General features: G+C 57.9%; 25 protein-coding genes and 2 pseudogenes. 15 read left to right on the top strand and 12 right to left on the bottom strand.

Going from position 1 to position 22,726, the window contains the following annotated elements; all coding sequences use genetic code 11:
• Window positions 1–388 precede the first annotated feature (388 nt).
• Window positions 389–1,735, bottom strand: a complete 1,347-nt coding sequence (locus U1737_RS20445; RefSeq protein WP_332798066.1) for a zeta toxin family protein — start codon at window positions 1,733–1,735, stop codon at window positions 389–391.
• A complete protein-coding gene (locus U1737_RS20440; RefSeq protein ID WP_192142850.1) occupies window positions 1,732–2,001 on the bottom strand; it encodes a hypothetical protein in 270 nt (89 codons plus the stop codon). Before U1737_RS20440 ends, U1737_RS20445 begins: the two co-directional genes overlap by 4 nt.
• A gap of 834 nt (window positions 2,002–2,835) precedes the next feature.
• Between U1737_RS20440 and U1737_RS20435 the strand changes: the two genes are divergently transcribed.
• From U1737_RS20435 to U1737_RS20425, 3 genes and pseudogenes are all read left to right on the top strand, one after another.
• Window positions 2,836–3,204, top strand: coding sequence for a TrbC/VirB2 family protein (locus U1737_RS20435; RefSeq protein WP_332798065.1), 369 nt, complete (start codon window positions 2,836–2,838; stop codon window positions 3,202–3,204).
• 42 nt (window positions 3,205–3,246) lie between these two features.
• Window positions 3,247–3,585, top strand: coding sequence for a VirB3 family type IV secretion system protein (locus U1737_RS20430; protein ID WP_026046796.1), 339 nt, complete (start codon window positions 3,247–3,249; stop codon window positions 3,583–3,585).
• Window positions 3,578–4,453, top strand: a pseudogene (locus tag U1737_RS20425) (VirB4 family type IV secretion/conjugal transfer ATPase); the annotation flags it as partial. The gene U1737_RS20430 and the pseudogene U1737_RS20425, both read left to right, overlap by 8 nt.
• Here the strand turns inward: U1737_RS20425 and U1737_RS20420 are convergent.
• Both U1737_RS20420 and U1737_RS20415 read right to left on the bottom strand, forming a co-directional pair.
• A complete protein-coding gene (locus U1737_RS20420; protein ID WP_332798078.1) occupies window positions 4,364–4,861 on the bottom strand; it encodes a lytic transglycosylase domain-containing protein in 498 nt (165 codons plus the stop codon). The pseudogene U1737_RS20425 and the gene U1737_RS20420 sit on opposite strands and share 90 nt — an antisense overlap.
• A 65-nt stretch (window positions 4,862–4,926) precedes the next feature.
• Entirely contained in the window at window positions 4,927–5,217 is a 291-nt protein-coding gene (locus U1737_RS20415) for a hypothetical protein (protein ID WP_332798077.1), read from the bottom strand.
• 881 nt (window positions 5,218–6,098) lie between these two features.
• Between U1737_RS20415 and U1737_RS20410 the strand changes: the two genes are divergently transcribed.
• The 3 genes from U1737_RS20410 (at window position 6,099) to U1737_RS20795 (ending at window position 8,046) form a co-directional block, all read left to right on the top strand.
• Entirely contained in the window at window positions 6,099–6,512 is a 414-nt protein-coding gene (locus U1737_RS20410) for a hypothetical protein (protein ID WP_332798064.1), read from the top strand.
• Between the two features lie 292 nt (window positions 6,513–6,804).
• Window positions 6,805–7,533 (top strand): GntR family transcriptional regulator, encoded by a 729-nt coding sequence (locus U1737_RS20405; RefSeq protein ID WP_332798063.1) that lies wholly within the window; start codon window positions 6,805–6,807, stop codon window positions 7,531–7,533.
• A gap of 240 nt (window positions 7,534–7,773) precedes the next feature.
• Window positions 7,774–8,046, top strand: a complete 273-nt coding sequence (locus tag U1737_RS20795) for a DUF6894 family protein (protein WP_443027167.1) — start codon at window positions 7,774–7,776, stop codon at window positions 8,044–8,046.
• 229 nt (window positions 8,047–8,275) lie between these two features.
• Here the strand turns inward: U1737_RS20795 and U1737_RS20400 are convergent, their stop codons facing one another.
• The 7 genes and pseudogenes from U1737_RS20400 to U1737_RS20370 all read right to left on the bottom strand — a co-directional run bounded on the left by U1737_RS20400 (window position 8,276) and on the right by U1737_RS20370 (window position 14,328).
• On the bottom strand, window positions 8,276–8,677 hold the full coding sequence (locus U1737_RS20400; protein ID WP_332798062.1) for a hypothetical protein: 402 nt from the start codon (window positions 8,675–8,677) through the stop codon (window positions 8,276–8,278).
• Between the two features lie 387 nt (window positions 8,678–9,064).
• The gene (locus tag U1737_RS20395) at window positions 9,065–9,505 is read right to left on the bottom strand and encodes a hypothetical protein (RefSeq protein WP_332798061.1); all 441 of its coding nucleotides are present in this window, start codon (window positions 9,503–9,505) and stop codon (window positions 9,065–9,067) included.
• 158 nt (window positions 9,506–9,663) lie between these two features.
• On the bottom strand, window positions 9,664–10,176 hold the full coding sequence (locus U1737_RS20390) for a hypothetical protein (protein ID WP_332798060.1): 513 nt from the start codon (window positions 10,174–10,176) through the stop codon (window positions 9,664–9,666).
• 323 nt (window positions 10,177–10,499) lie between these two features.
• Window positions 10,500–11,314: pseudogene (locus U1737_RS20385) on the bottom strand (APH(3')-I family aminoglycoside O-phosphotransferase).
• Complete coding sequence (locus U1737_RS20380; protein WP_332798059.1) at window positions 11,311–11,850, bottom strand: GNAT family N-acetyltransferase; 540 nt, start codon at window positions 11,848–11,850, stop codon at window positions 11,311–11,313. Before U1737_RS20380 ends, U1737_RS20385 begins: the two are co-directional and overlap by 4 nt.
• Before the next feature lie 419 nt (window positions 11,851–12,269).
• The gene (locus tag U1737_RS20375) at window positions 12,270–12,809 is read right to left on the bottom strand and encodes a hypothetical protein (protein ID WP_332798058.1); all 540 of its coding nucleotides are present in this window, start codon (window positions 12,807–12,809) and stop codon (window positions 12,270–12,272) included.
• Window positions 12,810–13,575: 766 nt separating this feature from the next.
• On the bottom strand, window positions 13,576–14,328 hold the full coding sequence (locus U1737_RS20370; protein WP_332798057.1) for a hypothetical protein: 753 nt from the start codon (window positions 14,326–14,328) through the stop codon (window positions 13,576–13,578).
• Window positions 14,329–14,489: 161 nt separating this feature from the next.
• Between U1737_RS20370 and U1737_RS20365 the strand changes: the two genes are divergently transcribed.
• From U1737_RS20365 to U1737_RS20355, 3 genes are all read left to right on the top strand, one after another.
• Window positions 14,490–15,335: a DUF932 domain-containing protein gene (locus tag U1737_RS20365; protein WP_332798056.1), complete on the top strand. Its 846-nt coding sequence runs from the start codon at window positions 14,490–14,492 to the stop codon at window positions 15,333–15,335.
• A 437-nt stretch (window positions 15,336–15,772) separates the two neighbouring features.
• Window positions 15,773–16,342 (top strand): recombinase family protein, encoded by a 570-nt coding sequence (locus U1737_RS20360; protein WP_010218564.1) that lies wholly within the window; start codon window positions 15,773–15,775, stop codon window positions 16,340–16,342.
• Window positions 16,339–16,686 (top strand): hypothetical protein, encoded by a 348-nt coding sequence (locus tag U1737_RS20355; RefSeq protein ID WP_332798054.1) that lies wholly within the window; start codon window positions 16,339–16,341, stop codon window positions 16,684–16,686. The genes U1737_RS20360 and U1737_RS20355 overlap by 4 nt, the downstream gene beginning before the upstream one ends.
• On the opposite strand, the gene U1737_RS20350 is transcribed toward U1737_RS20355, so the two are convergent.
• Window positions 16,683–16,877 carry a hypothetical protein gene (locus U1737_RS20350; protein WP_010218566.1) on the bottom strand — a complete coding sequence of 65 codons (195 nt, stop codon included), beginning with the start codon at window positions 16,875–16,877 and terminating at the stop codon, window positions 16,683–16,685. The two genes, U1737_RS20355 and U1737_RS20350, sit on opposite strands and share 4 nt — an antisense overlap.
• Before the next feature lie 369 nt (window positions 16,878–17,246).
• Between U1737_RS20350 and U1737_RS20345 the strand changes: the two genes are divergently transcribed.
• The 6 genes from U1737_RS20345 to U1737_RS20320 all read left to right on the top strand — a co-directional run bounded on the left by U1737_RS20345 (window position 17,247) and on the right by U1737_RS20320 (window position 22,617).
• Window positions 17,247–18,017, top strand: coding sequence for a ParA family protein (locus tag U1737_RS20345; protein ID WP_332798053.1), 771 nt, complete (start codon window positions 17,247–17,249; stop codon window positions 18,015–18,017).
• Complete coding sequence (locus U1737_RS20340; RefSeq protein WP_332798052.1) at window positions 18,017–19,102, top strand: ParB/RepB/Spo0J family partition protein; 1,086 nt, start codon at window positions 18,017–18,019, stop codon at window positions 19,100–19,102. Before U1737_RS20345 ends, U1737_RS20340 begins: the two co-directional genes overlap by 1 nt.
• 352 nt (window positions 19,103–19,454) lie before the next feature.
• Window positions 19,455–19,754, top strand: a complete 300-nt coding sequence (locus U1737_RS20335; RefSeq protein WP_192071735.1) for a hypothetical protein — start codon at window positions 19,455–19,457, stop codon at window positions 19,752–19,754.
• Between the two features lie 50 nt (window positions 19,755–19,804).
• The gene (locus U1737_RS20330; protein ID WP_332798051.1) at window positions 19,805–20,611 is read left to right on the top strand and encodes a hypothetical protein; all 807 of its coding nucleotides are present in this window, start codon (window positions 19,805–19,807) and stop codon (window positions 20,609–20,611) included.
• A 397-nt stretch (window positions 20,612–21,008) separates the two neighbouring features.
• On the top strand, window positions 21,009–21,449 hold the full coding sequence (locus U1737_RS20325; RefSeq protein ID WP_332798050.1) for a hypothetical protein: 441 nt from the start codon (window positions 21,009–21,011) through the stop codon (window positions 21,447–21,449).
• Window positions 21,450–21,627: 178 nt separating this feature from the next.
• Window positions 21,628–22,617 carry a relaxase/mobilization nuclease domain-containing protein gene (locus tag U1737_RS20320; RefSeq protein ID WP_332798049.1) on the top strand — a complete coding sequence of 330 codons (990 nt, stop codon included), beginning with the start codon at window positions 21,628–21,630 and terminating at the stop codon, window positions 22,615–22,617.
• Window positions 22,618–22,726: the final 109 nt, after the last annotated feature.

Below are 22,726 nucleotides of genomic sequence, written 5' to 3'. Positions count from 1 at the left end.
GATGGCCTCGACTTAGCCAAAGTCCGCTCCGATCAATGCCTTACTGTAGTAGATAATTCGAGACATCTAAACCAAACCAAGTGAACTGTAGTCGGTATCTATCCTTAGCGTTCGGTCGCTGGACGTGACGGGCGCGCTTGGGTTCGATGCAGTTTATTAAGAGCTAGAGCGATCGCTGTAAGTCCGGTCCATATCAGGCAATCCCTAATGCCATGAGGCATGACGACAGAATGGCGCGCGGCGTCGATCGCTTGCGGAAGGGTGGCGTTGTATCGATCAAGGCTGGTGGAGATCTCTAAGCCCAGCTCGATCGCAATCCCGATCGGAATTGCCACGATCGATGCGGCTGCAATGCGTCCGGCTTTCCTCATGCAGAAGCCCGCACGTTCTACCGCTCGCGGTCGGGAGTCGTGCGGGTTGGCGTCTGGCTTGGCGCTGTTGGCGTCTGCACAGTTGGGGAAGGTGCGGCGCGATCGGGAGCAGGTTCCGCCGCGCGCGTCAGCACGGCGGCTTGGCCTTTATCGTACCCAATTTGAGCGTTGTCCCCGACGTTAGGCGTTTCCTTGAAGCGCTCGCGATCGTGCCGCGTTACCTGGCCGTCGTTGCCGAGCTGGTACACGTTCGATTTGTCGACGTGCAGCACAGCCCCGCGATACTCTTCCTTGGACTTAGGATCGGCTTCCCGCGCGGTATCGAGACGATAGACTCCCTTGGGGCTAGAGCCTTGTGGTTCCGAGTCCTGTTCGCGCCAGCCACCATCAATGCGTTTTTCGTGAATGCGCGTTCCGTCCGCGATGATGAGGCGTTCGCCAGTGTTCGCGCGATCGGCATCCGGACTCCCCCGGTTTGGAGCCGCTGCATCGATCGACGGTTCAGCCGGTAGGCGTTCGTGAGAGGCAACACGAAAGCCTTCAATTTTGCGCTGTTCGTCAAGATCAGCGCCACGGAAGCGCATAAGATCCGATGCACGATCCCAAGTTTTAGCAGCGTCTTCTAGGCTGCGGCGATCGGGGTTGTTGTGAATGTCGCGAAGGGTATCCGCTAGGCGTTCATCGGGCACCCACCGGCCGTTTTCTAGGTTGCTACTGCCAACAACCTTTCCGTCACGACCGTAAAGAACGATCGCGTGAGCATTGTTGTTCTGCTGCAATTTCTCGATCGTATCGACCAGACCTTTTACGGCCTGATCGTGAAACTCATCACTTACCCCACGACCGAACCCGGTTTTGGAGTCGACGATTTCGACCTCGCGGCGATCGTAAGTGCTTGCATGACTTAAATCCGGAGACACAGCCATTCCGTGAACCTCGACACGGTAGCCCTTATCTTTCAGTTCATCCATACTTTTGGATGAATTGCTGTAGTTCGATAGCGTCCCATCATAAATGATATTCCGCCGCTCTTCTGCGGATATCTGCATGACACGGTGCGCGAGATTGCCAGCGTCAGAGAATGCGACTTGCGGAATATCTAAATCGCCGCGCTCGATCCGGTCGCGCATGTATGGGATTTGCGGCCTGATTTTATCCGGATCAATTTCGACGGCACCGCCAACACCCTCGAATTGAATCCGCATCGAGTTGACGATCATGCTCTTTCCAGAACCCGACTGTCCTGCTGTAAAAATAGCCAACGGCTCTTTCACAGCGGTCGATTTCTCGATTCCGGTTTCTGCCAGATCGCGAGCAAGTTTCTCGCGTTCATCGTCGCGCAATGGCTTTTGATCGTCACTCACTTTGTTTTGCGAGCTTCTATCTGTTCCATTGCGCGCTGCACTAAAGGGGCGCGACTACTCTCTACATCGCCGCGCGTATCGTAGTGCTTTGAAAGCGCCTCTTTTGCAGCAGCTTTTTCTGCGTCTGGAGCCTTATCGATCACACCACGGAGCCGACCCTGTTCTACGGCCCAGCGTTGCGAGTGGAGATAAGGGAGGTTCGCGTCGATACTTTCCCGAATAAGCTCCGCTTCCGTCTTCCCGGTAGCTAGTCCAACATCGGCCATCACGCGCTCCTTGTCCTATCAAATATAGGGTGCAAACCGCTAAAAATACAGAGCGTAACACCACCCATCCCAGCCAATTCGCTACCTACAAACGCCATCATCGCACGCAGCGGGCTAACCGTTGGCTAGGGTCGAACTTCGCCCAGCGAACGGCGATACCGGCACGGATCGCGACGCAGCTCGCGTCCTGGCCGTTCGGTAGTTGGCACCACGCAACGGTCCTATTCCAGCTTGTCCCGACCGCTTCGCACGAAAGGCGAACCGGCCGGGCGAAAGTAAGATATCCGTCTGGCCGTCGATTGTCCGCCCCGATGCCGCCACCCAGCGCGACAGCCATTGCGCGGCGTTGTGCGAACGGATCACCCACAACGCCGGGTTGTCCCGATCGCCGCGAGCCGTCGAGTTCAGTTGCACCGACACCGGCAAGGCGGATGCGTTCGCCTGACTGACACCGAATAGGACCGTCAACGTCGTGCAAGGCAATGGCGAGGCAGAGCAGCAGCATCGCCTAGCGCCCCCGCGATCGTTGCGGAGGTTCGCGCCGAGGGGTTGGCGGAACAGGTGGCGCACCCTCGACCGCACGAGCTGGAGCGGGTTCACGAACGGCTATGTCGGCCGCGTGTACGGTTCGGCCGGGACGGTCGTTCCAAGCATTGCCGGGCTTCCTAAGCTCGCCCCCCCTTCCACGGTTCTTGCCATGAACCGGCCATCAGATTTCGGCGCGGTCGCCCGCCGTGCCGATCCCCAACCCGCTCCGCCTGTACGCCTACCAGAGGAAGGCCCTCCCGCTCGGGAGGCTCCTGCTGCGAGCGTGCAAGGCGTGATGGTGTTTCAATGACGGGCAACACCTACCGAAAGGACGGACAAGTGCTGAAACGACACCACGAACACCTCAACGGGCATCATGATTCCGCCCGTCGTACAAAGGATCTGACGCGGTTCGCCATTGCGGCGGTTGCGTGCTGCCTGATCGCTCATCCTGCCTACGCTCAAGGCACGGGCAACATTCAGAGCTTTGCGGACTCGATCAAAGAGTTCGTAACCGGGACGTTCGCAAAGAGCGTCGCGGTCATTGCGATTGCTGTCACCGGCTATCGCTTCTTCACCGGCCGCGCGAGCGCTGGGCCGCTGATAGCCGTCGTTGGCGGCTGCTTCCTGATCTTTGGCGCGTCGTGGTTCCTCGATCAAATCGTGGGCGGCTGATCGGTCGCTGCTGACGACGCCTAAACCAACTGGAGAACGATCTTGGGTGACGACGAACCACTAATCAGCGAGCCGCTTTTCTTGGCGGTCACGCGCCCGGCTATGTGGTTCGGCGTCCCCATCGAGGCCGGTATTCCAATGGCGATCGCGGGCGTCCTCGTCCTGATCGTCTCGGACAATCCGATTTACGGCGTGATTGTCGCAGTCGTCGGATTCGGGATCGCCCGGCTTGTTGTACGTCACGATCCCAACGCCTTTCGGCTCCTGAACCTCGGCGTTCAAACGAAGTGGAAAAACCGGGACCGCGCGTGGTGGGGCGGTAGCTCTTACTCGCCGCTCCCTGTGAAGGCTCTCAAGCGCAAGGGTTTTGCAGGTGAATAAACCGACCGTCGCTGAAAAGCTCCAGACGCCTTGGAACATCGCCAAGCGCGAACAGGAACCTAAGCGCTTTCTCCCTTACTCACGCCATATCGACGATCATGTAATTGCGCTCGATGACGGCTCGCTCCTGACGATGTTTCGTCTCGACGGCATGGCATTTGAGACGGCCGATCGCTCGGACCTCAATTCGTGGCACGAAAATCTAAACAGCATTCTCCGCAATAGCGCGGACGAACGCGTTGCATGGTGGACGCATACCGTTCGCCGCCGCACCGACACTTATCCGGATGGCGCATTCCGATCGGAGTTCGCCCGCGACCTCAACGAGACGTATCGCGGCCGGGTCACGTCGGAACGCATGTTCGTCAACGAACTCTACCTGTCGATCGTCATGCGCCCGGCTGTCGGCGCTGCTGACAAGCTCGCGGTGGCGTTCAAAAATCTGGTGTCGAAACAGGCTCGCGTTGATGCGCTGGCAAAGGTCGACGAGGAAGACCTACAGCGGTTTAACGAACGCGCCAGCGAGACGGCAAAGCTGCTCGGGCGGCTCTCTCCGAAACGCCTCGGCCTGTATGAGTTTGACGATCTGCTGTTTTCCGAACCGCTGGAGGTTCTGGAACTGATTATGATGGGCGCATATCGGCGGATTCCGCTGGTGCGTGGTCATCTAGGTTCGGCGCTCTATGGCGAACGCCTGATCTTCGGGCGCGAAGCCGTCGAAATTCGCGCGCATGATCGTAGCCGCTTTCTCGGCCTTTTCGGCATTCGCGAATATCCGTCACGCACCCGGCCGGGGATGCTTGATTCCCTGCTCAACGCGGATTTCGAGTTCGTGATGACGCACTCGTTTGCGTTCCTCGGCAAGAATGACGGAATGACGCGACTGATCCGTAAGCGCCGCCAGCTCGGCAGCACTGACGACGAAGCCGCGCCATTCCCTGCCGGTGTTATACATCGACAGCGCAGTAGCGAGCGCGTGCTGCGTCGATTGCGAGCGTGGCAGGACGCGGAGATAATTCGCGGTCAGCACCGTAGCGGCTGCGGTCAGACTGCGGCATGGATCAAAGGCGTCTTCGATCGACAGGTTCAACCGGCGAAGGTTCGCGCTGTTAATCTGACCCAGCCCAAGGTCGATATTATATCCGGCGCGGATAAGGGCATACGCCGTATTCACGGCTTCGGCGTAGCTGCGTGGTTTCGGCTTGGACCGACCACCGCGATTGACGCCGATCGCCAGCGAATTGAACCGGCTTTCCGTGTGGATCACCGATAGCATCGTTTCAACCGCCACACCTGGCGCGCATTGACGGGCCAGATCAGCAGCAGCGGCGATCGTAAAGATCATGGAGCGCCGTTCCCTTCTATCCCAGCCAGCGAGAGCGTCGAACGGCGACCATCATCGTAGGTCATCGTGACCGAGCGGCGAGCCGGGTCTTTGAGGTTGTTCACCTTGGTTTTGGAGACGCCCCCACCCGTACACGTCGGGAAGGCACCGCCGAGGGACAGATGCTTCCACAGCTTGGTAATGGGCGGCACACAAGCCGGGTACTGCGTGGCACCGCCCGGATTGGATACGCACAGCAGCACTTGGCATCCCCAATCGTCGCTTGCGAGAGCTGGAGCCGGGACCATCCCGACGCCGACAGCGGCAAATGCGCTTACTGTCGTAAAGTTACATAGATACGACAGTCGGCGGGCGCTAGTGCGGATTCGCGGCAACATCGTCATTGGGTCGAACTCCATTACGGTGAACGACACATGACTAGCATTTCACGATTCGCTACGCGAGCGCTCGTTTGTAATATTGCGACATTTTAAGGGGTTAACGCGACATTATCGTTGTTTATCAGCAGATATCAGTCACTTAGCATAATATTAGATCCATTTCGGATCAGAACTTATCACTTCGACGTTCAGGTCTATTGGGGGTATTTGCACGACGCATTGTATCAACTATTACGCGTCCGAAATAATCATAATCGTCACGGATGTGAATGATGGCCAACGACACGGATTTGTATCTACGTGGAGCTTTGCCAAGATAGTCGTAAACGATAGACCACTCTTCATCGCGCCATGAGACAGTTACGAACGTGGTCCACCGCCCGTCCAACTCTTCAAGCAAGCGAACGCAGGTGATCTGACCGCCGGTAGGGCGCATTGATGTTAGTTGGCGTTCCCGAATTACGGGATGATTTTCACTCACCAGATTCAACGCAAACTAGGATCATTCGTCAATATCCGGCAATGCGCCTTCGGATAACAGCCCCTTAAATATGAGCTGGCGAGCAGCTTCAGCACGCGATCCTATTCGCTTTTGCGTTTGCCAGTCCGTAACAGCCTTCATATCGGAAGGCGTCAGATGAACACGGACTAGCTCTGTCTTCTTCTCCCAAGCCATAGGGCCAATTACGGGGTTCGCCGGGCGCGTGCGAGCGTTCGTGACAGCTATCAACCGCCAAAAATTACTAGTAATTTGCAAGCCGTGAGGGTTTGCCCTAGCACCTGGATTCATGGAGTCGTCCGAACCCTTCACGCTAGACCCTGTCCCGCCCTCGGTACGCGAGGAACAGGCACAGGAAAAGCGTAAGCGCGTCCGCACCAATGTTGCAAAACATCGTGCCAGCGCATCGGAAAAGGGTCTTGTGGCTCTGAACGTGTTCGTCCCCAAGGCACTCGTAGAGCGCTTGGACGAGGTACGACACAAGGAAGGCGTGCGGAGTCGGGCGGAAGCCTTGCAGATCGCGATCACAGGTCTTCTGGACCCACGCCACGAGCTTACGCGCCTACTCGTCACCGACGAGGCGCTAACCGCAATCGATGAAGTGCGAGAGGCCAACCACTTGAGCCGACGCGCCGAAGCGATCGAGCTGGTGCTACGCACCGCGCTTGGCAATCCGAGTTTTAAGCAGGAGCTTGGGCTGTGACCACATAAAGGAAAGCCCGGCACAAGGCCGGGCATCCCAAGGGTTATTGGAGCGACGTCGCCAAACGTCGAACCGGAGTGTCGTTCACTTCCCTCCATATAGCCCGGAACGAACTTAGGTTCAAGGATGCGCGTTTTGCGCCACGCTATCCCTTTGCCCGGTCCCAGCCCTATCAAGGGGATGGACGATGGAAGCATTATCGATTGGCGAGATCGCGCGGAGCGCGATCGGCGGATGGCGGTCTGCGCGAAAGCCCAAGCCGTCAGGTGCAGCGCACAGGACAGGCGCCCCCGTGCTGCGTGACAGCATTGAGGAAGGTACGTTTGAGGATTTGTTTTTCGCAGTCCCTGCGAAGGGTGAAACCGACAAGACGTTGAAGGCGGCAAAGACCCTTTGCGCTCATCGATCGGCAATCCGGTCGACGATCGGCCGCGAGGCGCGAACGCCGTCGCGGATCGAGCGCGCTATCCTATCGCTCAACGGGAACGTGATTCTGATATTTGAGCGGATGCTGGAATTGGCGCGGCTCAATGCCGGACGAGTTTTCCCGACCTATGAATGGCTGATGGAAAAGACCGGCCTTAGCCGGGCAACGGTCGCGCGGGCCTTGGGTATTCTAGAAGCGGTCGGCTTCATTGCTCGCCAGCGTCGTTTCAAGCGTGTCGACGTTGAGGGGGTAGGGCCGCGGTACAAGCAAACGTCGAACGCCTATCGCACGATGCTGCCGGCGCACGTCCTGGCCTATCTCCCGCGCTGGATGCAACCAGCGCCAGTGCCGATCGATCATGAGCAGCACCATGCGGACAGCGCGGCCGAGACGAAGGCCATGCTAGCCACCCTTTCCTGCCGCGACTTTGCGAAAGCCACCGTTGGCGGGCAGATGGGGAAGATGCTGGAAAAATTCGGGGCGGCTATCGATCGGAGAGACAGCGAGTCTCAATTACAGACGCAACCGCTAGTAGATTCATTTAATCATAGTTCAGGTGGAGTTGGCCTAGTCGGCCAACGCGCTTACGCCTGATAGCGAGAGCCGTGGAAGCCATCGGAAAGGATCTAGAGCTGTATCCGCATGGATAGCGCGGGAGTGTCGGCTACGCCGCCACGATGCTCCACGATGGAGCAAGCGGCTTTGTCGGCTCCCATTTAGAGCCGTTCGTCATGCTGAAACCGTGCAAACGTGCGTCAGCAAGGCAGGATCGAACATTAGCGTTTTTGGTTCTGTCCGAGTCGGTCGCGCCGATCGGATCGGATCGGAGCAACAATGCCACGTTTCTATTTCCACACCGAGACGGACGTTCGAACCACGGACACCGAGGGTCACGAATGCGGGAGCTACAGCCACGCACGACGGGAGGCGATCAAGACTTGCGGCCAGATGATGCAGGACGCACCCGAAGTGTTTTGGGGTTCGCGGCCCTGGAGCGTTTCAGTCACGGACGCGACCGGACTCATCCTATGGGAAATCTACCTCGACGGTCAGACTTCCGCAGCCGGACGCTCGCTAGATCAACGAGACGTAGCGCCGCCAGAGTGATTTAAGCGGCTACTAGGGGTCACGACACGAAAGTGAGTTTTGCGTACGCTAGGAGCGAACGGACAGCGAACGGCAACACCTGGTGAAAAGCGATCCGACCGCTTTCGAGGAGGAATGTTCGACAGTTGTCATCGTGCGCGGCTGCTGCCTTTCTCGAAAAGGATCGAATTTCGGGAATGTCTGGGTTGGGCAGGTTAGCGGAACGGCGGCTTTCGGACATCAAGGCGGGTTAGCGGACCTTGATGCGCTCGAACCGTACATAGAAGTCAAAGGACACCTTGCCCGCGATACAGGTGAGCGTGCGTTGGTCAGCTTGGTCACTTGCAATAAGCATCTCGTTGCCGTGATCGTAGTTCAAGCCGCGCCACTGAAAACGTCGCAGCCCGCAACTCAACGCCGCCTCGGTCAAAGCTCGGACAGGATCGACGGCTGCCGGTCGGCCCTTCTGATCGACCCAACGCCACGTTCCCCGGAATAGCCGCCCAGCGTACTGATCTTGTTCACGCGGGTCAGGCACGCCGGGCAGACTTATGACCAACGCTGAGGTGCTTCCGGTCTGCAGCTTTGCTGTAACGGTGACGGGTGCGGACAGGAGAAACAGAAGGCCCAATACGGATACGAGGCTTGACACGTCCCGATCATGCCGCCCCGATCGAATGTCCGCAATCGGGAAGCGCAGTGATTGCCACGAACGTCCAAATCTGGGCGGAAGCGGAATACCCTAAATGGGGAAGGGAAGCGACATTGCTGTGGAGCCAACAACGGGCCATCATCCCCGCATGAAAGAGTATCAATGTTGGTTTTGCGGGGTAGGCATCGACCGGACTGCCGATGCCCACGCCGTGATGATTGTGGTCGAGAACCTCTGGCGCTGGGACGCGGGATCAAACAACGACGATGACCCGTGGCAGGCAGTCTATGCCCACTCGGCCTGTGCGAGGACACGCCTTAAAGGCTCGACTATGGAACTAGAACCCGATCTTCTCGGAGACGACACCTAAACGACCCGGATTGATGGTTAGCCGACGTTCCGTCCCAGCAGCACTGCTTCGGCTCGCTGCCGATCCATCAATGCCTTTAGTTCGACGGCGAAGTTCGCCGTGTTGGAATAATTTGTTCGGAACACAGCCTGACATTGCCGTCGCGTATCGTGATGATCCGCTATGCGAACGATCACATCAAGGTCGCCGGTTTTGTTCGCGGGCAAAATCGAAATGCCGATGATGACTTCATAATTAGAGCCGTCGCCGTTGCACTGCCCCCATTCCTCGACGAATGGGTTCGCGGGCGAAAACGGATAGGCATCCAGCTTCGGAGCCATCTCTTTGACGTTTTGCCATTGCACCCAGAACCCACCACGACCGGTGAACGCATCCGTCTGGACTGATACCGCTAGCCAACCGAAGTCGTCGTCGGGATCAGAACTAAACTCGTAACGCAATGTCAGTTCGGCGGTCATGATGCCCTTCTACGCGACGCGAGCCATGTCCGCTATTGGGCGGGAGCCGTCCGGCAGCTTTCCTGCTCGATAGCGGTCCGTCGGCTTTCGGGTAATCCGGTCGGCTCGGAACCGCCGGAACGGCACGACGTGATAGTTAGGGGCTCTTAGGCGGCGAACTATCTGATTGCGTCAAATAACTTATCTCCAATATGCCAGTTTTCATTCCCGGGATGAATTTTGCTTCTTTTAATGGCAGACAGCCATCCAATGTTACTTTCCATTTTTGCTTTTGCGTCCACCCTATCTGCAGGAACTTCTTTTTCTATTAGGGCGGATATATGATCGGCCACCATGGCGGCTGCGGCTGTGGTAACTTCCTTGAAGACCATTGCGACCATAACATCAGGGAAATTCTCGACTCTAACCGAAATTGATAGGCCATTTCGAGAATCAAGCGTGCGCCTCGCTTGATTCTCTTCACAGGTTGCCAAAGGATTGAGGGCGATGCCGAGTGACCCCCCAACCCGGATTCCTTCACGACGAGACAAGAATTCAACCTGAATAAATCTATAAAACCCATTGTCACATTTATAGAAAAAGAGCGGCTCGCTATCATCTAGAATAGTATAAAAACCACGGCGAACCATCTCCACTACGAGAAAATCTGAACATAGTCTGATATTTCTCATTACCTACCCCTAGAATATCATGATAAATCTAAACGTCACGCGTTTCAGAGTGGTCGGCGTTGCCGGGAAAGGAGTGCCATATGGCAATTTTTATTCCATCGTCCCAAACTAACCCCTTGCCCACCGTAAACAAGATTATCCCGCCTGACTTTTGCATCAGGGGTGACCGGACCGAAAAGATCGCGCTGAACGGATGACCGCTTTCGGGAGCCGTATTTTGCAACCCGAGCGTCCGGCATTTGGGCGTTCTGGTACGATCCCGCATTCTCGCGAGGGATGCTGGATTGGGAAAGGTGCTACGCGACCCGGTGGAGGCGTCGGCGTCAGAACATTTCGTCCAGTAGAAGGTGGAACTGAAGCTTGCGTTCGTCGGCATCTGCGATGCCGTACTGCTCAAGAAACCGGTCTTGCAGAGATGCATCGAACTCCCCGAGGCTGTTCCATAATATGGCCACGTCCTGATAGCGGTCAGCGATGCCAACCCTTCCGGTATCGATGCAGCCGACCACATCACCATTAAGCATCAGGATGTTGTCGAGCGAGAAGTCGCCATGCGTGACAACGGGATCGGACGGCATCGGCAGCAAGCACTGTATCGCTTCCCACACCTGTTCCGCCGTACAACCTTCGCGTTCCTCGTCGAAATCATCTTCCTCGACCAAACCCGCGTCGATGCGTTCCCGTGCCCGTACAAGGCGATAAGCATGATCGCTGTTGAAAGGACATTCGTTGACCGGGATCGCGTGAAGACGCCGCAGGAACTTCGCCAGCGCATCAACGATCCCGATGCGGGTATCAGGATGCGCCTCTAGGAGCTGGTATGCGGTCTGACCGGGCACCGCCGTCATCAGCAACCAAGCCTCGCCTTGCGTGCCGACGAAACCTTCGACGGCCGGGACGGGGATATGTCCCGCCAACCAACGCAATCTGACCATTTCGTCGGTTACGTCGTCAGCGATGGAGCTTCGACCATGCTTTAGAAACAGGTTAGGCGCGCCGGTTTTGCCATGCAGCCGGTAAACGCACCGCCTGATTCTCCGACGTTATCGCGCGCCCATTCATACCCAATCAAGATCGCAGACAGGCTCGCCGGCACTGATATGGCTGAACATGCCTCTTCCCGGTCCATATCCATTATACACCCGCCGTTCTGCGACCGCTTAAAGGCCGGCATAGTTCTACGCGATGATGGCTCCGCAACTTGAATGTGTCGGGACCCACCCGCCGAAGCTCTCTATATCCCAACGACCGCCAGAACCTCTCAGCCGCCTCATTTACCTCAAGAACAGCAAGTCGTATTTCCTGCGCTCCGCGATCGACCGCCCATTGCTCGATGGTGTCGTGGATCGATCGGCCAATGCCTCGCCCTCTGGCGGCTGCATCAACGATCATAAAACCGAGATACCAGACACCATCGCTTGGATAATCACGCAAAATGGCCGTCACGGCTATCAGTCCGTTTTCACCCCGCCAGCCGAGAATCGTCTGATCGGCCGGGCTCTTTTCCTCTGGAACATCGCAGAACAGTTCGATCGCATCCGCTAGCGTCGCTGCTTCACCATCCTGCAACGTGAAATAGTCGGCGCAACGTGCATATAGGTCAGCAACGTCGCCGGCGTCATGCTTCGTGAGGATCAACGGCGGTCCACTATTTGCATCATCGAAGCGGGGCATTGTTCATGCTTAGCCTGCCCCTCGGCCAAACACGACCTTTCCCGCAAAGGAACGTGGAGCGGGAAGCCGGCACCGCCAATCACGCTGACGGACGCCTGTGGGTTTCGCTTTCCCAAAATCTGTTCCCGATTTAATATTCTCGAAATTGCCGGTTTCGATGGGAAAACGGGAGAATCTCGGCACGTCAGATGGCCGGTTCCAAGACGCCTGGCCGGTTACAGTACGGCAGGGTTTGGTGCCGTTGCTCCCGATGGCCGTCAAACGCTGGTATGCCAGTCAGCGTCATAGTGTCCAACAGCGCACGGTTTTGACGGGTTGCCGGACAATATCGGCGGATAACGGGTTTGCGGACACGTTCTGTTCGCTCCTAGCGTACGCAAAACTCACTTTCGTGTCGTGACCCCTACTACGCTTATTGGTCAGTAAAGCGCATTAGACATGGCATTAGGATTGAAGTTGAATACCTTTGGACCGTCTTGGTACAAGAGAGCTTCGACCTTCAAAGAGCTCTTTTTCCGTATTCCCATCGTAAACGCTGCCGGATTTTCTAGCGTGAATTCAGTGTGTGAATGAGATTTGGGCTGTATGCCTTTAAGGGTAAAAACCGGACCGTCATCTAACCGGCAACTTATCTCAGTGAAAAATCTAGGACCGTTCAAGGCTGTCTCAATCTTATAGATAAACTGCCCCTTATCTATCTGGAAAGTTACGACGCGGGGATGCCTTGAGACGGATATGATAAGGGTACTTCCGCCGTTGTACGGGGGCGACAAGCTAACCTTATTCTTACTGCTCAGCCTACCAATAAGGAATTTTTTGCCCGTAAGCTCGTCCGTTTGCTCAATGTATTTCCAATCGGCCAGCGACATATCAGCCCGAATCTTTTCTAATTCGGCTTTCTTCTGTGCGGCGATTTCCGCTATTCTTTCCGGACTTCTAAATCTGTTCAAAAAAGACATTATGACTCCCGCACCCGTTGCAAGGCTTGTGACTCAAGGGCTGGCGTTACACAACGCCCCGTTAGGGCGCAGGAAAGTTCGTCTGGACGAACTTTCCGCGAGGCAGGCGCTGACCGCTATAGCGGCGTTGGCACTCGTGTAGCTGCCCCCGATTGTAGTTTAACCACTGCTAGCTACTATACGAAGGGGAACCCGTGCCCGCCCTACTAGGCATAGTGCGGGGATTCCGGCATACAAGCGCCTGTGCGGTTGTTCGTGGTGCACCCGTTCCCGGTTGCGCTCTAAGTATTAGCCGCACATATCAGTTTTGGCGCTCGTGATTGCCTATCGGTAATTGCGAAATCTGCCCAAAAAGGAGGTGATTTATATTCTGAATGGTACTGCACTTCTGATCATTAGCACGGCAATGCTGATGATCGCCTTTGCTACTTTGGTGCTCAAAATCGTCGAAGTAGCTCGCTCTAAGTAGCGGCGGGATGGGGTACGAGCTTCGGCTCGTGCCCCTGAACGAATGAGGCCCCAACCTCGGCAAAGGTCAGGGCCTATTATCGTTTGGGAAGGCGTTTATATCCATTCCGGTACTGCAAAGCGGATAATGGTGAGTGTTGACCGCTCCGTCAACAACTAACGCGAAACGATAACCGAAACGATAACCGAAACGATGACCGAAACGATGACCGAAACGATGGCCGAAACGATGGCCGGAACGATGACCGGAACGATGACCGGAACGATGGCCGGAACGATGGCCGGAACGATGGCGTCACTAGAGTAAGGCTAACGCCCGAGCCGCGCCGAGGCCTAAGACCGCCGCGACGGCATACCCGAACAAGTTCAAACGATAGCCGATAGTCCGCCAACGGTCGCGCCGATCGTTGAGCTGATCGCGCAGGACGGCCACCATCCGGCGATCGTCGTCGGCTTCTAGCATCCGATCAATCATCGCGGTTAAACCGGCCGTCAGGTCGACGCGGCGCACGTCTGCCAACAGCTCCTCCGGATATTGCTTGAGAGCGTCGACCGTCATCGGCTTAGACGGAAAATTGCGGTTCCAGCCATCGGCTGGGCGATCCCACGCGAAACCAAATCGACCATAGAAGCGCGCGAGCTGATCGAAGGCCGCAGCATTCCCCGGCGATAGTAGAGTGATCGGAACGACAGTTTGACCGGCAAAGGTCCGTTGAGCCCAAGCGGTGACGACGTTGAAAACGAGCGTTCCGATACCGCGCCCTCGTAATTGATCGTGCCGAACTATCACGTCGCCCGTCGTGATTTTTACCCCGGAATAGGAACGGCGAGCCTCCCCGATCATGACCTGGCGGTAATGCCATTCGCGGTGCGTCAGGTCCAAAACCAGCACGTCTAGGCGTCGATTTTTGCCGCCCTCTTCCTCCAGTGTGCCGAGGGCGATCAAGCAGCCGCCCGGCTGTGGTCCTACCTCGAAAAGGGACCAGCTATAGCGTTTGTCCCACTTCCCCGGCGACGGGAAGAGCGTGGCGATTTCGGGCGTGAGCAGCATTTAGAAAGCCTCCTAACCTCCCCAAAACAATACAATATCGTAAAATATTAGGCAATATGCGAAATACTTATTGCATAGCAAACGATATCGTTTAATATCGTGAGTGGAAGGACGGCCTTCCCGCCGATTTGCAGCGGCGATCACCAACCGGAGACAGACCCATGAACGCCACCCTCGCAACCCGCTTCGCTCGCAACGCCCGCCAGATTCGCGGCACGGAAGCACTCGACAATGACACGCTCCGCGCTCTCGTCCCCTCGATCTTCGCGGAAGAAGCGCACGACAGCCGTTCGCAGCGTTACGTTTATGTCCCGACGATCGAGCTGGTCGACGGCCTTCGCAAAGAGGGTTGGGCACCGTTTTTCGCGGCGCAGTCGAAGCCCCGCGACCTGGGCCGCATGGCGCATACGAAGCACATGCTTCGCCTTCGCCGTCCCGACGATATCGGCAACGCCGAGGCCGCAGAGGTCATCATCGTCAACAGCCATGACGGCACCAGCGCTTACCAGATGTTCGCCGGTATGCTCCGGTTCGTCTGCACCAACGGCATGATTTGCGGCGATCAGTTTCAGGAGGTCCGTGTTCCCCACAAGGGTAACATTCAGGATCAGATCATCGAAGGCGCTTACACCATCGCCAAGGACTTCCCGCGCATCATCGACGCCACGGCCGAAATGAAGGGAACGCGCCTTAGCGAGGCCGAGCAGCGCGTTTTCGGTGAGGCGGCATTGATCGCCCGCTACGGCGACGACGAAAGCCCCATCCGTCCCGACCAGATCATTCAGCCGCGCCGTTCGGCCGATGCGGGCGGCAGTGTCTGGAGCACGTTTAACGTCATTCAGGAGAACGTCATTCGTGGCGGCGTGCACGGGATGAAGCGCACCGACGAGGGCCGCATTCGCCGCAGCAAGTCGCGCCCGATCAACGGCATTGACCAGAATGTCAGCCTCAATCGGGCCATGTGGACACTGGCCGAGGGGATGCAGCGCCTAAAGGCCGCAGCCTAACAAAGGTGGGGGGACGGCATTGCAGCGCCGCCCCCCCGGTTTTGCCGACAATCGGAGACAGACCCCTAAGCCGACGCGCGCCCCCTAACAGGGTCGCGTCGTGCCGTCACGGAGACAGACCCATGACGACCGTTGCACAAACCCGCTGGCGTCACCTGGCCCCAGCCCGCGCCGCCCTTTCCTTCGTCAACTGGCTGGACGCCGACACGTATCCGCCTTGCCGCGTATGCGTCGCGCACGAGCTGCGCCGCGCTGCTGGCATCCGAAACCGGAGGTTTGCACGATGACCGTTCCCGTATGGCGCGGCGCGATTATCGGGAAGGCCGATAATCGCGCGCATCGCTTCGCGATGCAGAAATCAACAATTTTGCATCATTTCAAAAATGGCTGTTTTCCGCGGCCTTTCGCTATGCATATTTCTGATACAAAAGAGGGCCATGATTTTGGGCTATGCGCGCGTCTCGACAGGGGGACAGGATTTGACCCAGCAAGCGGAGGCGCTTCGCGCCGCTGGTTGTCAGAAGATTATTCGCGAGACGCGCAGCGCCGGCGCCAACGCCGATCGCCCAAAATTACGGCAAGCGTTGAAGTCCCTAGAACCGGGCGACGTGCTGGTGGTGACGGCGATCGACAGGCTGGCACGCGACACGCGCGACCTGTTGAATATCCTTCACGAGGTCAAACTATCGGAAGCCGGTTTCCGATCGATCGCGGAGCCGTTGGTAGATACGTCGTCGGAGCTGGCCGAAGTAGTGATTGCCGTTCTCGGGATCGCAGCCAAATGGGAGCGAGGCCGGATCATCGCACGGACGACGGCGGGACGGGTTCAGGCGAAGGCGGCAGGGATCAAGTTTGGTCGCAAGCCGACACTGACACCCCACCAGATACGCGAGGCGTCTGCACGCGTCGCCAGCGGCGAGACACAACGCAACGTCGCGCGATCCTTCAACGTGAGCCAAGCCACGATTTCGCGGATCGTGACGCGGACCGAGGAACAGCAAATATGAGCCGGTACGATTTTGAGGGGAACGGCGCACGCCTCGCGATCGGATGGGACGCGCCGCTTGCCTCGTTCTTTCTGACCGTTTGGACGGACGCCCTGCAGGACGGTTCCGAAGACGAGCCGCCTTTGATTTGGTTAGGTGCGTCCTATGCCGAGGTCAGTCATCCCGGCGTATTGGTGACGATCGCGAAGCGTCACGTTCCGGAGATCCCGGCCGACCTGGCGCGAACGCTTATGGTCGACCAACTCAAGGCCCCTGCCCGGCCGCTCGCGGCTGGCAAGTCGACAATGGACCGCCTTCTAAACACGTTGATCGGCCAACCGCCGATCAACCCGACAGCACACTAGTCTTTATGTTCGGTATAGCCCTCTTGCTTCGCCAGCGCGTCAACAGCGCGCTCGATCGCCGTCACAAGCGACCAGCCCTTTTCTTCGCGGATACGCTGCAACAGTTCGTGCTTATCGGCCGCAAGACGGGCGTAAACCGACCCCATCGCGCCACGAGAAGGCCGACCGCGCGGCTTTGCTTGATCGTCCATAATGCTCCTACACCGATCGCGTTTGACGATGGCAGGAGCAATCATAGGCGATTTAACGATATCGTGCTAGGGTGGCGTTATCGGATGACGTAAGCACCCCCGGCCGAGTAACGGAGGAACGGTAATGCAAGAAGTGTGGGACGGCATTCGCGGTATTGGCGAAGCGATCGGCTACCTTTTCATTGCAGGGCTGATCCTTTGGGGACTGTTCGTTCGCAGATCGACGCCCTTCGGGCGCAATCGCGGAGCAGGACGCGGAGGGGATGGCCCCTACCGTTACGATCGATCGGCCCAAGAACTTTATGACCGCAATCTCCGGAAGGGTCCGGACCACAATTGATCCCGGCATAGCCGGTGGAGGCTTGAGCCATGCAGACGATCGTAATCAACAATCAGAAGGGCGGCGTTGGAAAGACGTTGTTTTCCGTCCACCTCGCTTGGTTTCTGGCCGAGCTAAAGGCGAGCGTCCTGTTCATCGACCTAGACGGCCAAGCCAACTCCAGCACCGTTTTACAGGTTGAACGAAAAGGCGGCTATGCAGCCGACCTATTCGAGACGGGCAAGCTAGATCCTTTAACTGCTGAACCGGGCATCACCGTCTTAGCCAGCGACGGACGCCTAGACACCATCGAGGCGGCGGGCGCAGATGCGATGATTCCGCAGTTTGCGAAGATCGCGGGCGCGTTTGATTTTTGTGTGGTCGACACCCCGCCCGCCTGGGGCTGGCGAAATTTCTCTGCAATGGCCGTGTGCGATCATGTAATTGCACCGATCGAATTGAAGGACTTCGCTATAAGCGGCGTCGGCAAACTATTGCAGTCTATGAAAAATGTTCAAGACAAGGGTAGAAACGGCAAACCAGTTAACTTTCTTGGTTTGCTCGCTTCGCGGTTTAACAGCCATTCGAACCGTGAGCGTGACAACCTCCAGACCCTTATAAATGCGCTAGGCTCTGATATGTTGTTTCCGGGCGTGATAACAAACCGTGACGGCTACGAACAGGCAATGTCCGATGCCGTTCCGGTTTGGACAATCAAAACTTCCGGTGCAAAAGTAGCGGGCGCAGAAATTCGTAAGATACTTGCGACGGTTTACGAGCGCGTCACGCCTAAGCAGCCCGACACAACGGAGGCTAAGTAATGTCCAAATTTGGAAGCCTACTTGGCGACGTGGCATTTACGCTCAATTCCAACGCGAGCGCGGTTGCTATTCAGATGATCCCGCTCGATCGAATCACGAGCGACCCAAACAATCCTCGCAAGATTTTCGATCAGACGCAGCTTGAGGAAATGGCGCAGTCGATCAAAGAGCGCGGGATTCTCCAACCGATCACCGTTCGCCCGCTAGAGGGCGGAACGTCGTTCATGGTCCGCTATGGCGATCGGCGCTTTCGCGCCGCCCGGATAGCGGGGCTGACCGAAATCCGCGCGATCGTGACGACCGCCGACGTGTCCGAAGATGATTTGTTCGATCAGGTCATTGAGAATGATCAGCGCGCGGCGCTGACGACCGCCGAAATGGCCGAGGCGATCGGAGCGGCGTTAGCCCGAGGCGATAAGGCAGTGGACATAGCGAAGAAGCTAGGACGACCGAAATCTGTAATTGCGGAGTATTCCGCGTTGCAGGAAATGCCGCCATTCCTTCGCGCCCTGGCCGACACGACAGCGATCCGAACGCTTTATGAGCTTTATCAAGGTTGGAAGGCAGACCCGGCAAAGGTCGAGGCGTTCGTTGCCGACAGTGACGGAACGGGAATCCGGCGAGCTGCCGCGCGTGAGCTTGTACGCGGAGCGGACGCGGTAAATAAGCGCCCGGCACCGGCTCCAGCAGCAAAGACAGCAAATGGCGATGAGCCGCCCCTACCGCTGGAACCGGACGACAAAAGTTCGTCCGGACGAACTTCCGAGCCAGCCGTGACCGGAACGACAGCGAAAGCACCCCCGGCCGCGACAGGAAAAGACTCGGAAAACCTATCCGCGCCAGCACCGAAGACCGTTGCGAAGGACGCGACCCCGACAGCGCCAAAGGGTGAAGGAAAACCCGCGCGGTCCACTTCGGAAAAGTTCGACGCGATCGACAGCAGCACGCCGAGCCTTCCTGTGATGGTGAATGGGCGAGCAGCAAGGCTTATCATGCCTCCAGTTGTTCGCGTCGTGTTTGAGGATGATGGAGCGGAAGAGTCGGTTGATCCAAGCGACGTTAGCCTTTTGGGGTTCGGTTCATAAAGGCAGGGTGATGGCGTCTGCCGCTTCGCGGCACCGTTCATTCAGTCGCTTCGCTCCCCAAGCCCCCAAGCGGGGTCTTGGCCCTTACGGGTTCCAATCACTGACGAAGAGGCGGCGCAGAAGAGCGCCGCAAAAAGTGCCGGCGAAAGCCGGCGCGTAGTTTGTAGAAAGGGGGGAAAGGACGCACGCGCCCTCTCCCCCGCAACGACAATCTAGGGGACCGAGGCTCAGTCGCTAAAGCTCCCTGCGCCCGCACCACTCCCCTAGATTCTCGCTGCCCCCCTCTCCCCGTTAGATTCCACGATGAAGGAGTTTGCGGGGTGTTCCCGCCAGCCAATGAAGGGATCGCAAAATGCGCTGGATCATCATCACCGACAAAATCGACGACGGTAACGCAGTCAACTTCGGCCAGTTCGACGACGAAACGCGGCGCTACCAGAACGAGAGCAAGGTTGCCGACGCATTGGCAACTATGCCTACCGAGTTCGAGCTTTTGGACGATGACGGCGAGGTCTATTTTGAGGGTCGCACCCGTTGCATCAACCACGGCGCGGACCTCGCTTTCGCTCCGCTCGATTGGGCCGAAGCCTACGGCTGCACCGAATTACGATATCGGCCCGTCCGTTCGGACGAACCTTGGAAAACCCTCTGATCCATTGCGGGCCGGGCAACGCCCCGGCCCCTCTTTCCGAGGATGCCGATATGACCACCACCAAGACCCGCGACGCGCTAGGCGAACAGATCATCACCGCAGGACTTGCGGAGAACGATTTCATTCTGGACCTTAATGGCGGTTTGACCGTGCCAAGCGGCTTCCCCCTGCCTTCCCCTTGGGATCTTCCTTCCCGCCTGTTCCGGTTCCCGATCGAGGTATGCAAGGCGCGAGGCGACCGGCCCCGCACGATCGGCCTTCGTCACCCTGATCTAGCCGGGCATCCCTTCGTGCAGCACGTCGAGGCCGCGCTAGGGTTCAAGCTGGACCCGAACGGCGCACCCAACGAAAACGGCTACAGCACTTGCGAAAGTTTCGGTTGGTTTCACGCGGTCGACCTCGTGACGGCGGGCCAGTGGCGCGCGTGGCTCGATACGTCCGACTTCACCACCACCCGCAGCATCTTCAACGCGGTGGATTTTGGTTTGCGATATTCAGACCATAGCGAAGGGGGGAAGCGCCACGGCCACCTTTCCACGTTGGAGGCGCGGCAGATCATGGACGAGCTTGGAGCTACCGAACCGGCCTATCGCGCTTCTATCATTCGGGAACTCGGGAAACCGTCAGCTTGCAATTCAGAGGGCAAGAAAGGCGGCGAGCGTTGGCCGATCAACGGGAAAGCCAGCAGCCTTGAGGATCAGGCGTGGGCGATGATTTTCGGAATCGAAGACGGATGGTTTGAGTACGACCGCGCCGGATTCCTTCAATGGTCCGTGAAGGGACGCGACAGGTACAGCGCCGGGAATGCCGTCACCTACGTTGAGGCAAAGACAGGACAGGCAGCGTTCGCGTTTTAGGACGGGTGAGTGACGGCGCGGAAACAGGGGGGAAAAACCGCGCCGTCAGAAGGACAACAGAGGGCAGGGGAATACGATCCGGGCGGCGCGAAAATGCCCCCGTGACGATCGGCGCAAGAGCTCGATCGTCACGGGGGCATTTTCGCGCGAGCCGGGCTTTGCCCGGCGTTCGACCGAGAGAGGGCAGGGGGAAGAACAAACGAGCGGTCAAAAGCAGTCGTTAGCGAAAGTTCGTCCGGACGAACGATTTTAACTCTTGTGGTATGATGGCAGGATAGGCTTACAGCCGGTTTTGTAATACATTCCGCCGATGGCTACATTCATTGTTCGATTGGCTGACGACGTTGCCGCCCGGTTTGATAAGCTCGCCGCGAGTTATGGTGGACGATCGAAGGCGTTGCGCCTCGTCATCGGAGACGCGTGCAATCAGGCGAAACCGCTTCCCGAGGTTCAGCCGTCAAGTGGTCGATACCGCGTTGAGATTAAGTTGAACGAGGGTGACGCGAAGCGGCTGGAGGCGATGGCCGACGAGCGCGGGTTGACGCGAACAGACTGGATTGTCGCACTGATCCAGACGCGGCTAAACGGTGCGCCGGTCCCGGTAGTCGACCAGCGGCAGACGCTAACCGACATTCGCATTCAGCTTCGCGGGATCGCGAAAAACGTCAATCAAGTTGTGAAGGCGTTCCATGCTGCGAACATGGAGGATAGCCGTTTGGAGGTAAGCCGCGAGGTTGCGCGCTTGGCCGCGATGGCGGAATCAGTAAGCGAACAAGTCGAGGCGATCGGTGACGCGATGCACGGCGACCTATCCTATTGGAGAGCCGGGGATGAGTGACGGCCCGAAAATTGAGTTTCTAGACACCACCTGGCGCGCACCAGCAGGAGGCAAAACAACAGGCTCGAAAGGCCGGTTGAACATACCGGCTGGCAAAAGCTCCAGAGGGGGAGGGGGCGGTAGCGTTGCGGCGACAAAGGCAAAGCTCCAGCGGATCACGAACCGCGTCCCGGAGGTCATGGTCAAGGTTTCCGGCCGTCAACGTGGTGGCGGGCATACCGCCGCGCACTTGGAGTATATCGGCCGACACGGGAAACTTGAGGTTGAGACGAGCGACGGCGAAAAGCTGGAGAGCGTGAAGGACCTGCGCGAGCTAGCGCAGGATTGGGCCGACGATGAAGCTGCGACCACCAAGCGCCGCGAACCGCTTACGTCGATTTCGATGGTTCTATCCATGCCGCCCGGCACCGATCCGGACACGGTGTATCAAGCAGCGCGGGCGTTCGCTCGCACCGAGCTGGAGCGCTTTCCCTACGCAATGGCGCTGCACACAGACGCGGATCATCCGCACGTTCATCTAACGGTCGCGGCCCGAGGGGAAGGCGGGGAGAGGTTCAATCCGAGGAAGGACGATCTTGTCGGATGGCGCGAGAGCTTCGCACGCGAGTTACGAGCGCGCGGTATCGAAGCCGAGGCAACACCGCGCCGAGCGCGGGGCGTTATTCAAAAGATGGAGCGGACACCTATCCGCAAAATACGCGTTCGGGCGGAAGCCGGAACGGCCGAGCTGCCCCGCGTATTGCAATCGAGCCGAGCCGAGGCCGTAGCGATGGCACAGGAGAAGCCAGCTAAAGCGCGACCGTGGGAGGTGAGCGCGATCGTTCGGCAATCCGAGGTGCGAGCGTCTTACGAGAAGGCCGCTAGCGAACTGGACGCCAGCTCCGACCCCGCCGATCGAAAGCTGGCCGAGCAGACGCGGGCGTTCGTCGCGTCGATGCCTGATCCAATGACACGGGATCGCGACCAAGCCCGGCAGATGGCAGAGGCAATAAGGAATGTCCGCGATAGCGAAGGGGATCGGGAGGGTAAGCCCGTGACCCGCGCAGAACCGGTTTCTCCAGCAATGTCAGAGCCGCAACGGCTGACACAACCGCCGCAGCCAGTGCGGACGGCCGATAAGCCACGCGAAATACCTAAGACGCCAACGCGGCCCGATCGAACCCGATAGTTCGTCCGGACGAACTATCGGCCAGCTATCGTTCTTTACGGCGTGTCGGGAAGACGGGTCCGCGCACCGTCATCTTGTCCGGATCAAAAGGCTTCTGGAGCCGAACAAC

Source organism: Sphingomonas fucosidasi (assembly GCF_036663855.1).
Taxonomy (GTDB): Bacteria; Pseudomonadota; Alphaproteobacteria; order Sphingomonadales; family Sphingomonadaceae; genus Sphingomonas; species Sphingomonas faeni_B.
The sequence above is the reverse complement of the archived record's forward strand: the minus strand, read 5'-3'. Positions and strand labels throughout refer to the sequence as shown.